We start from the raw sequence: 10,985 nt of genomic DNA, 5'->3' as shown, positions 1-10,985 counted from the left end.
GAACCAAGACTTCGAGCCAGTGAAACCAACAGAGAAGGTTACAGTCAAAGACAAATCTCACTTAACTCCAGAAGAGAAAAAACAAGTGGAAGACAAAGTCAAAGCTAAGAACCCAGGTAAGAATGTAACGGTAGGAGACGACGGAACAGCAACAGTGACAGACCCAACAACAGGAATCAGTCATACAATTCCAGGAACAGAGCTAGTGAACCAAGACTTCGAGCCAGTAATACCAACTGATAAGATTCCAGTAAAAGATCCTGTTAACTTAACACAAGAAGAACAAAATAAAGTTAAAGAATCAGTTGAAAAAGTTAATCCAGGTAAAAAAGTTACAGTAGATAAAACTGGAAAAGTTACAATAACTGATCCAAATACTAATATAAGTCATGAGATACCAGGAGAAAAATTAATAACTCTTGAGCCACCAGTTGTTGATATTCCTGAATATACAGATCCAATAGGAACAACAGGTGTTGATGAAAATGGAAATCTTATTGAACCTCCAATTAAGTATCAAACTAAACTTATCATCACTAAATGGGTTGATGAAAAAGGTAATGAGTTAAAACCGGCAGATGCTAAAGCTCCAAAAGTTTTAGGTGAAGCTAACGAAGCATTTGAAGCTGGTGAAATTGAAGGTTATGCGTTTGTAAGAACAGAAACTAAGGGTGATGTTGTAACTCATATCTTCAGAAAAGTAACTCCAACTAAACCAGAAGGTAACAAAGGGCGAACTAACGGAGAATCATCAGCAACAGATACGTCTATCATACCAAGTTCAACAGCTAAAGTTGAAAAATCTACTAAACGCTTGGCGAACACAGGTAAATCTGAAACTAATACAGGTTTAGCAGGATTAGGATTAGCTATGTTAGGAAGTCTATTAGCTGTTGCTAAAAGACGTAAAAAAGATGAAGAGTAAAAATTACTAAATCATCAAAAATAATTCTTTGAAATTATCTGTTTAGATAATCAAGAAGTCAAGAAATCCAAGAGTGAATTAAAAGATTCATTTCTTGGATTTTTTGTTTTGGTTAGGATTGTGGAAATAATGCCCTATCAAAGCATTTCTCAGAATGACGCTCAGAGTGTCGCTCAAGATGGCGTTCATAGTGTTGTTGAGGATATCACTCAGGTAGTTGCTCAGAGTGTCGCTCGTGGTATTGTTAAGGATGACGCTCAGAATGACGCTCAGAATTATACTCATGGTGTTTCTCAAGATGTTATTCATGGTGATGCTCATGGTGTTATCTCTCAGAAAATTGTTCAGGGAGTCGTTCGTGATAAGGTAGTTCTCGTAGAGTTTATCAAAGAAAAAGTAAGAAGTAATGATAAGATTACAAGAAAGATCATTGCCGAAGAAGCTGGAGTTAGTGTAAAGACTATTGAAAGGGCTATAAAAGAAATAGATGACCTTAAGTATGTAGGTAGAGGACGTAATGGTCGTTGGGAACTTAATGAGTAAAAGTAAGTTAAAATATAAAGAATTTAATGAGTTTTTCAAAAGTTCTGAATTTTAAAAAAAGTTTATATGAGAACTTATAGATGCAGTGATTTATTGGTATCAAAATTCGATTTGTAAAATCTTTTTAGATATTTCATTAAGATTATTATAGGTTATAAGAGAGTGAAGATTTGAAATTATTAAATAGGTTATTAAGGTTAATATGGGAAAAAGGAATAGTAAAACATAAAGAATTAAATAGGTATCCCTTATAATTCGTGTACAATAAATTCCCCTGAAAAAACAACTGCTGTAAACATTGCTGTACTAAGTGTTTACAGCAGTTTTATGTTTTCTCTAAGTAATAAACTTTGGAATGCTTACTAAAATGATTGTAAGCGTCCAATAATAAGATAAGAACCCTTCGCCTAGTGCGGAGAACTCCTATTTACAAATTTAAAGATATTGAAGATTCATAGATAAGAAAGAGATATTCTATGGAAATAGCGGCGTTGGAAAAACATACTTAGCTATTTCTATAGGAGTAACCGCAGCTCAGAATAGGAAATCCACCTACTTTATTAAATGCGCACGTCTGATAGAAATATTAAAAAAAGCTCAGTTAGAAGGTAGGTTAGAAGAAAGATTAAAGAAATTTTGTGGTTATAAATTATTAATAATAGATGAATTAGGATATCTTCCAATAACCAAAGAGGAATCTAAATTGTTCTTCCAATTAATAGATAGACGTTATGAAAAACATAGCACTATAATAACTACTAATATAAATTTTTCACAGTGGGATGATGTATTTGGCGATCCATTAATCGCTAGTGCAATAGTTGATAGATTATTACACCATTCACATGTAGCTAAAATAACTGGAAATTCTTATAGACTAAAAAATTTTTTCCAAAAGGCAGATGAATAAAATGTACATTTTTATTTTGAATTTTTTTGACATATTTAGATTGAAATTTATAGGAATTCGGGGATAGATTTTTTTATACACTGAATTTATTATATACCTCTCTTTACACCTTTTCCGTAATAATTTTACTATATCCATACTAGGAGAATACATTGAAAGAAAATATAAAATAATGTATAATAAGAGTATAGAATACTAATAAAGGATAATTTATTATTATCGTTTATTAAATAAGGAGCAAACAATGTTTAAAATCAATGAAAATGAAAAAAATTTTTTAAATAATGTAGATGAATTAATAAATACTTATATTCAAACTTTACCACCACAATATTTAAATTTTATTCAACTAAAAAACGGCAACAAACTACGCCCTTTATTAGTATATTATGGATTCACATTACATTCATCAAAAATCAATAAAAGATTAATTAATATTGCATACTCAATTGAACTTATTCATAAAGCATCGACTATAATTGATGATATAATTGATGAGGATATTAAGAGACGAGGATTTGATGCTTGTCATGTTCAACATAGTATTAACGAAGCTATAATTCTATCCATTCATATGCTGGGGGAAGCATTTTCGAAACTTTATGATGAAATACATATTAATAATATAATTTCTATGATGATTAAAAATATGTGTATAGGCACTTTAAAAGAATTAAATATATCTACGTATACAAATTCAGATGAAATAACAGAAATTATTAATCTACAAACAACAGGAATAATAAAAAACTGTTTATTAATTGGCTTTACTTTAAACACTACCGATATAGATTATAATGATATCGAAATATTAGGAAGTAAGTTAGGATACTTATTCCAACTATTAAATGATTGCGAATCAATTTTTAATCTAGAGTTTATTAATGCAAACAAAGGGAATTATAATTTTGACTATAATAAAATTAGAAAAAATATTTGTATAACATATTTACAATCTTATCTTAACAGACGTGATATTGAAACTATGCATACTTTAACCCCTTCCAGCATATCGAAATTGTTTAAAAAATATAAAATAAAAGACCATATATTGAGTGAGATATCTTATATAAAAAAAGATATCTATAGTATTTTAGATGAATTAAGTCATAGATATAACATATATCGATTGAAATGTTGTATAGATTACACTATTGCAGTTGCAGAAAAAAGAGCTAATATTTAAATATACTAAATATACTAAATATATTTAAAAATTTATAAACATTTAAGACAATAGGTATATATGGAAGTAAGTGTTCTAGCATAAATGTATCACTATATACATATTTATTATTTGTAGTGTATAATTTATATATCTGTATATACTCGTTCATTTTTTCATGTTTATAGAGTTTATTTTCTGATTCGTATTCTTTTAACGTTATATTTTCATATTGTTTTATTATTTTAATTATATAGTATTGTATTATCTTGCTATACGCAAAATACCCAACACCAATTAGAAAAAATATTATAAGCCATGACACTATAAACATGTAATCGTTTGGAGTAGTTATTACAATATGATTTCCATTTAGTGTAAAAAAACGTTTGTCCATTGTAAACAAATATTCTAAAGTGTACATAATACCCAATATAGAAAAATAGTATTTAAATTTATTCATTAAATCAGTAATGCTTATAATCCATTTTGTTCTGTTAGGAATTAGTCGATTATAGTTAATATTACTAAATTTTTGTTTTGATATTTTATATATAAAATAAATATAAAATAAATACTTGAAATATAATCTTATGGCATAATATACTGTAATTATTAAAGTTATTGCTCCATAGTAAAAAATTACAGTATTCATATTGAGAATATTTAGTGAAATCAAAAAAAACAAATATAGTATACCTACAATAATAGATAATAATTTAAAGTATAATTTTGAAAAAATCATATTTAGCTTGTTATAATTTGCCATAAGATTATAATTATTAGATATCACTAATCCAGAAATATTTTGTTTAAATATTTCTTCCTCTTTATATATTTCCTTTATTGCCAAGATTTCTAAAAGTAAAATTAAATTGACTACTATAACATGAATATAGTTGTTATCTAGACTTTTATCCCAAAAAGAGATTAATAGTCCTATAAAAATCCATAATGAACTACATTTGAAAAAATTTTCGTTTGAAAAAAAAACCTTTATTTCCATTAACAACACTTCCTCCGATAATAATAAATTATCCTTTATTAATATTTATCTTAGAAAGTGGATTCTTATACTTCATTATTTCATCTTTTTTATTTGAAGTCACATGTGTATATATTTGTGTTGTTATAATATTGGAATGACCTAACAAGACCTGTATATGTCGAGTATCTACATCTTGATCTAATAACATGGTTGCAAATGTATGTCTAAACATATGTGGAGTTATATGTAAATCTATATTTGTTAATAAACAATATTTTTTAATCATATTCCTTACAGACTGGCTAGATAATCTATTTTTTCGTTTATTTATAAAAAAATAATCTGATTTTATTAGCTCTTCAGAAAAAGTTTCAGAATATAGCCTAAGAGAATCTATTAAACTAGGATAACAAATGGGTATAATTCTTTCCTTCGCTCCTTTCCCATTTATTTTTATTACATTTCTAGAATAAACTATATTTTCCTTTTTTAACTTACAAGCTTCACTTATTCTCATTCCTGTTCCTATTAATAATTCCAGTAATGCCTTATCCCTTATAAGCTCTTTATAACGATATGAAACATTATCACATAATTGTATTTCTTGATATATATATTTAAATAAGATTGAAAGTTCTCTTATAGGAATTATTTTAGGTAAAATGAACGGCTCTTTTATTTTGATCTTAATTTTTTGAAAAGGATTGTATTCGATGATGTCCTCGTTATTTAAGTAAGAGAAAAAAGCTTTTAATGATGCTATCTTCCTTTTAATTGTTTTTATAGCATAATTCTTAAATTTTAGTTCACAAATATATTCACTTATATTTTCCTTTGAGTTAAAGTCGTTTTTATCAATCATAAATTTTCTAAATTGTTCTAAATCTGTACGATACGCCTTTAATGTTTTTTGGTCTAAATTATTCTGAATTTCACATAATAGTAAGTATTTTAATATTAATTTATTTAAATTCATAGTTTTAATCCTCTTATATTTACCAATTTACTAATTTTAATTATACCTCAGTTTTGGAAATAGGAATAATGTTGATAGCATAAATATAGATGTTTTATATATGATTTCTCTTCTTTTCTACTTCTTATAATAAGATTTACCATATTTTATTTTTATATTGAAAAAATAAAGCGATTACATTATAATAAAAATAAATATTGCTGTTAATAATATAGGTATAAGAATATTCTTGGGTACAAGCAATATTTTAATTTGCAAGGAATAGCATATAGGAATGAGATATTTATCTTGTATAAAAAATATTTTTTGTATGAAGATGAAGTTAGTTAATAATAGCGTAGAACTAAGGAGGAAAAAACAAGAAAATGATAAATTATAGACGTATTTTAGATTTTTTAACTGAGTATGGTGGGAAAGAGTATAAAGCTCCTGAGAAATTATCAGGGGATGAAAAGAAAAATAATGAAATAATAAAAAAAGAAGGACAGCATGTAGTAACTGAATTAAAAAAGATAATTCAAAAATGTAATAAAAAGTATAATTTTAAAAGGGATTGTAAAGTAAATTGGCAAAATTCAGGGAAAATAAAAAAGTATCTGTGGTTACAATTAAAGTATGAAAAACACAGAAATAGTAGTCCTATTAGTGTTTCTATATTTGTAGAAAAGGATGAAAAAGGTATTGCTAGATATAGAGTTTCTTTAGAGTTAAAGGGACCTAATCAAAATGACTCGCTAGATGAAAAGAAACGATTTAATAAAATCAAGGAAATTTACCATAAGCATTTAGATATTTCTAAAGGAGAAGGCATGGAGTATGTGCTAGGAAGTAATGAATATGGTACTCCCAAACGTATTTCAGAATCTCCAGAGAGCATCAAAGAAAAAATTAGGAGTGGTGTATATGATAAAGTTCAGATATGTGTTTATATAGAGAATACTCCTGAAAAGTCAGATGCGGACTATGAAGCTGAAATTCTGAGTGCAGTAAAAAAAATTAAACCTTATTATGAGTATGTTAGTGAGAAATTGGAAAAAGAGGGGGAGACTTCAACAATGAAGGGGACAGATAATAAGAATGAAATTGAAAACGATAACGAGATTATACATGAGAAAAATATTATATTATATGGACCTCCAGGAACAGGTAAAACATATAATACTGTTTATTATGCAGTTGCGATATGTGAAAATAAAGCTATAGATGATGTAAAAAAAGATTCATATTCTGATGTTTTAAAAAGATATAATGATTATAAAAATAGTGGAAAAATCGAATTTACTACATTTCATCAATCATATGGATATGAAGAATTTATTGAAGGAATTAAACCTTGTTCATCAGTAGAAGAAAAGAATACCAATGGTTTAGAATATAGTATAGTTTCTGGTGCTTTTAAGGCGTTTTGTGATATAGTGAAAGAAAAAAAAGAAAGAGGAAATAAGGAAAATTCTGTTTTTATCATTGATGAGATAAATAGGGGGAATATTTCGAAGATTTTTGGTGAACTTATAACATTGATAGAAGATACAAAACGAGAGGGAGAAAGAGAACAGATATCAGTGAAATTGCCGTATTCACAAGAATTGTTTAGTGTTCCTAATAATGTATATATTATAGGAACAATGAATACTGCAGATCGCTCTATATCTTTAATGGATACAGCTTTGCGTAGGCGTTTTCATTTTGTGGAGATGATGCCTGATGAAAAAGTACTTAAGGATATATCTATAAAAGATAAAGAGGGTAAAGATTCTGGAATAGATGTGCAAGAGATGGTTAAGAAAATTAATGAAAGAATTGAAATTCTTTATGATAGAGAGCATACTATAGGACATGCATTGTTTTTAGGATTAGTTAAAACTCCTACTGTGGAGAAGCTGGCATCTATTTTTAAAAAATCAATAATTCCTTTATTACAGGAGTACTTTTATGAGGATTATCAAAAGATTCAATTGATTCTAGGTGATAATGGAAAAAAAGAGGATTCGAATAAATTTATTTGTGATAAAGAAATAAATATAAGAGAAATATTTAATGGTGATATTAATGATATTGATGTACCAAATATTAAATATAGTATTAATGATGAAGGTTTTTATTCTATCGACAGTTATTTACAAATTTATAAAATGGTGAAAATAAATGAATAAAGTTTTCGAAGTAACTGAGTTTGATGTAATCACAAATAATGAGGATTATATTAATAGTGAAAAGTATAAATATCTAGAGTCTAATCAATTTAATATACTTTTAGAGTTTATAGAAAATTTCCGAGAAGAAGATGGAGATGTGTTTGATTTTATACGTATTTCATCGAGGCGTAATGTGGGAAAGGTCGTGTCTATTAGGAATTATGTAGGATTAATACAGGTAACTAATAACTTTCAAATACAAGTGCTTCCTAAGATTAGCTTTGCTTCTGGAGAAGATGTTGGAAATGAAAAAACTAAAAAGATATTTTTAAGAATGATTAGAAGTATGAGAAATTTTCCCAGCAAGATTTTCAGTGATGCAAATTTAAATATTAAAGAAATGAATTTGTATGAAATTTTTATAAATATGTATTTACAAGAAGTAAGACAACTTATTAAACGTGGTATTAAATTAGATTATGTTATTAAAGAAGATAATCAAAAATTTTTAAAAGGAAAGTTGTTGACTAGTTATCATATTAAAAAAAATCTAGTTCATAGGGAACGATTCTATGTTGCTTTTGATGAGTTTCATCCTAATAGACCGGAAAATAGATTGATAAAAGCTGCGTTATTGAGATTACTTCGTGTCACGATGAATTCTAAAAATGTTAAGGATATTAAACAATTATTGGGATCATTTGAAATGGTAGAGCCATCTGTTAATTACACTAAGGATTTTTCAAGAGTAAAAATAGATAGGACTACAAAAGAGTATACTATATTAATTCAATGGACAAAAGTATTTCTTATGAATAAATCATTTACAACATTTTCAGGTGATAATTTATCCAAATCATTATTATTCCCCATGGAAAAGGTCTTTGAAAGTTATGTTGCTCTTTATATTAAGAAAATTTTTGGAGCTGAAGGTTGGAAGGTTAAGTGTCAAGATAAAAGTTATCATTTATTTGATGAACCTAGGCCCCTATTTGCTCTTAAACCGGATATAGTTTGCAAAAAAGGCAATAGAATTGTTATTATTGATACTAAATGGAAAAATCTTATAAATAATGAGGGTAAAAATTATGGAATAATCCAGTCGGATATGTATCAGATGTATGCATATTCAAAAAAATATCAAACTTCTGAGATTTGGCTTTTGTATCCATTAAATGACGAAATGCGTAATCATAAACAGATTGAGTTTAGCTCAGGGACTGAAACAAAAGTAGGTGTTCATTTTGTTGATGTAGCCAATATAGAAGAATCATTGAAGGGGTTAATAGGAAAATTAGATGAGACAGTAGATATGGAAAGATAAAATTACAAATAATCTAGAATTACAAAATCGATAAAATTTTATTGTAGTGAAGTATGTATAAATAGTTTTGGGAGATTGTATAATCAAATTGGAGATGAAAAATTAAACCTAAATTTTAATGTTAAATACATGAAAATTACAAAGTGATGAAATTTTTCTTGAAATATAGAGCTGAACACTATCGTCCGAGAAGGACTCAAAGTTAGCTTAGGGAAAACACCAAAGATCCAGCAGGATTAGGATTAGCTATGTTAGGAAGTCTATTAGCAGTTGCTAAAAGACGTAGAAAAGATAAAGAGTAAAATCTTTAGAATATTTAATTATAAATCTTTCTACAATAATTAAATATTAAGTGTGAAGTCCTAGAGTATTAAAGATACTTTATAGGGCTTCTTACTTTTTTAAATCTAAGTTGTTTACGATTGTAAATAGTAGGTGAAGAATAATATATAAAGTAAGTTAAATAAAAAAGAATGCTATTATCCTAGTTTGAAATTGACATTTAGTTGTGGGAAAAGATTAAAAATAATGTTATAATTTATGTAGATGATAACAATCAAGATATATTTTTAGATGCTACAAAAGCAGTTTTAAAGAAATAAGTTGTTATTCTTAAAAGGACAAGAGAGTGTTAGACGAAAAGGTAGATTATATTATTTTTTCAGTTAAGAAAAATATAGGGTAAAGATTAAAAGTTCCAGAGATTTTGATGAGGAGAATATTCAAAAAATACTATTATACTTTTAGAGGTGAGAAGATTATGAATAAGGATAAGTTAATACCACATAATATGGATGAAGGAGAGAATAATCGTCAGTTTGATGATATTGTTAAGATTATCGAAGGTGCAAAGGCACGTGCTTATAGGAAAGTCAATGAAGAACTTATTTTAATGTATCAGGAAGTGGGTAAGTATATAAGTGAAAAAAGCAAAGAAGCGAGTTATGGATCAAATTTTGTGGATAGTGTAGCTGATTTTTTCTCTGAAAACTATCCTGAATTAAAAGGATTTACCCGCAGAGGGTTATATAGAATGAAGCAATTTTATGAGTTGTATAAGGATGATGAAAAAGTGTCACCATTGGTGACACAATTGAGTTGGACTAATCACTTGAAAATAATGTCAGGATCTAAAAGTAAAGAAGAGAGAAGATTTTACATTGAATTATCAATAAAAGAAAAATATTCGAAACGTGAATTAGAAAGGCAGATGGATAGTGGTTATTATGAAAGATATATACTTTCTAATGGTGAGAGTTTACCTGCTATACAAAGGATAAAAAATGAAACAAATAATTTGTTTATGGATAGGTATGTATTGGAATTTCTTGATGCACCAAAGATAGGGAATGAAAGAGATTTTCAAAAATCAATTCTCGAAAATCTAAAGAATTTTATACTAGAAATTGGTAAAGACTTCTCGTTTGTAGGAAGTGAATACAGAATACAGGTAGGCAAGCATGATTATTATATAGATTTATTATTCTATCACAGAGGATTATCTTGCTTAGTTGCATTTGAATTGAAGATGGGAGAATTTAAACCAGAATATATAGGAAAAATGAATTTGTATTTAGAAGCATTAGATAGAGAAGTGAAAAAGGAAACTGAAAATCCAAGTGTAGGTGTTATCCTTTGTACTTCAAAAGATGATGATGTAGTAGAATATACACTTAGTAGAAGCCTTTCACCTACAATGGTATCAGAGTATACATTAAAGCTTATTGATAAGGATTTGCTACAAAGAAAATTAAAAGAATATGCTGAGATTGCCGAAGAAACTAATGAATAACACATATTTTTAATTTAAAAGGGCTGACCCAAAAGTCCTAAATTTTAAAAAAGTGTATATGATAACTCATAGATGCAGTGGTTTATTGATATCTAAATTCGCTTTATAAAAGCTTTTTAGATATCTAATAAACTGTGCGGGGATGACTCGACAAAATCTTGTTTCTCCGAAATGATATGTACCCCTTTTACTGGACAAACCAGTGAAAGGGGTATTTTTATGCGTTA

General features: G+C 27.5%; 7 protein-coding genes and 1 pseudogene. 7 read left to right on the top strand and 1 reads right to left on the bottom strand.

Annotated elements, in window-relative coordinates; all coding sequences use genetic code 11:
• The 4 genes and pseudogenes from RWS90_RS07145 to RWS90_RS07130 form a co-directional block, all read left to right on the top strand.
• On the top strand, window positions 1–925 hold a 925-nt coding region (locus tag RWS90_RS07145), incomplete at its 5' end, for an LPXTG cell wall anchor domain-containing protein (protein WP_314550008.1).
• Window positions 926–1,054: 129 nt separating this feature from the next.
• On the top strand, window positions 1,055–1,468 hold the full coding sequence (locus tag RWS90_RS07140) for a replication/maintenance protein RepL (RefSeq protein ID WP_314550005.1): 414 nt from the start codon (window positions 1,055–1,057) through the stop codon (window positions 1,466–1,468).
• A 448-nt stretch (window positions 1,469–1,916) separates the two neighbouring features.
• Window positions 1,917–2,378 (top strand): annotated as a pseudogene (locus RWS90_RS07135) (ATP-binding protein); the annotation flags it as partial.
• A 244-nt stretch (window positions 2,379–2,622) separates the two neighbouring features.
• On the top strand, window positions 2,623–3,564 hold the full coding sequence (locus RWS90_RS07130; RefSeq protein WP_314550004.1) for a polyprenyl synthetase family protein: 942 nt from the start codon (window positions 2,623–2,625) through the stop codon (window positions 3,562–3,564).
• A gap of 1,013 nt (window positions 3,565–4,577) precedes the next feature.
• On the opposite strand, the gene RWS90_RS07125 is transcribed toward RWS90_RS07130, so the two are convergent.
• The gene (locus RWS90_RS07125) at window positions 4,578–5,507 is read right to left on the bottom strand and encodes a tyrosine-type recombinase/integrase (protein WP_314550001.1); all 930 of its coding nucleotides are present in this window, start codon (window positions 5,505–5,507) and stop codon (window positions 4,578–4,580) included.
• A gap of 365 nt (window positions 5,508–5,872) precedes the next feature.
• Between RWS90_RS07125 and RWS90_RS07120 the strand changes: the two genes are divergently transcribed.
• From RWS90_RS07120 to RWS90_RS07110, 3 genes are all read left to right on the top strand, one after another.
• Window positions 5,873–7,660 carry an AAA family ATPase gene (locus tag RWS90_RS07120; RefSeq protein WP_314549998.1) on the top strand — a complete coding sequence of 596 codons (1,788 nt, stop codon included), beginning with the start codon at window positions 5,873–5,875 and terminating at the stop codon, window positions 7,658–7,660.
• Window positions 7,653–8,966 carry an McrC family protein gene (locus tag RWS90_RS07115; RefSeq protein WP_314549996.1) on the top strand — a complete coding sequence of 438 codons (1,314 nt, stop codon included), beginning with the start codon at window positions 7,653–7,655 and terminating at the stop codon, window positions 8,964–8,966. Before RWS90_RS07120 ends, RWS90_RS07115 begins: the two co-directional genes overlap by 8 nt.
• Before the next feature lie 760 nt (window positions 8,967–9,726).
• Window positions 9,727–10,758 carry a PDDEXK nuclease domain-containing protein gene (locus RWS90_RS07110; RefSeq protein ID WP_314549994.1) on the top strand — a complete coding sequence of 344 codons (1,032 nt, stop codon included), beginning with the start codon at window positions 9,727–9,729 and terminating at the stop codon, window positions 10,756–10,758.
• Window positions 10,759–10,985: the final 227 nt, after the last annotated feature.

The organism is uncultured Gemella sp. (assembly GCF_963529685.1).
Taxonomy (GTDB): domain Bacteria; phylum Bacillota; class Bacilli; order Staphylococcales; family Gemellaceae; genus Gemella.
Note: the sequence above shows the minus strand (reverse complement) of the source record. Positions and strands in the feature narration are given on the sequence as shown.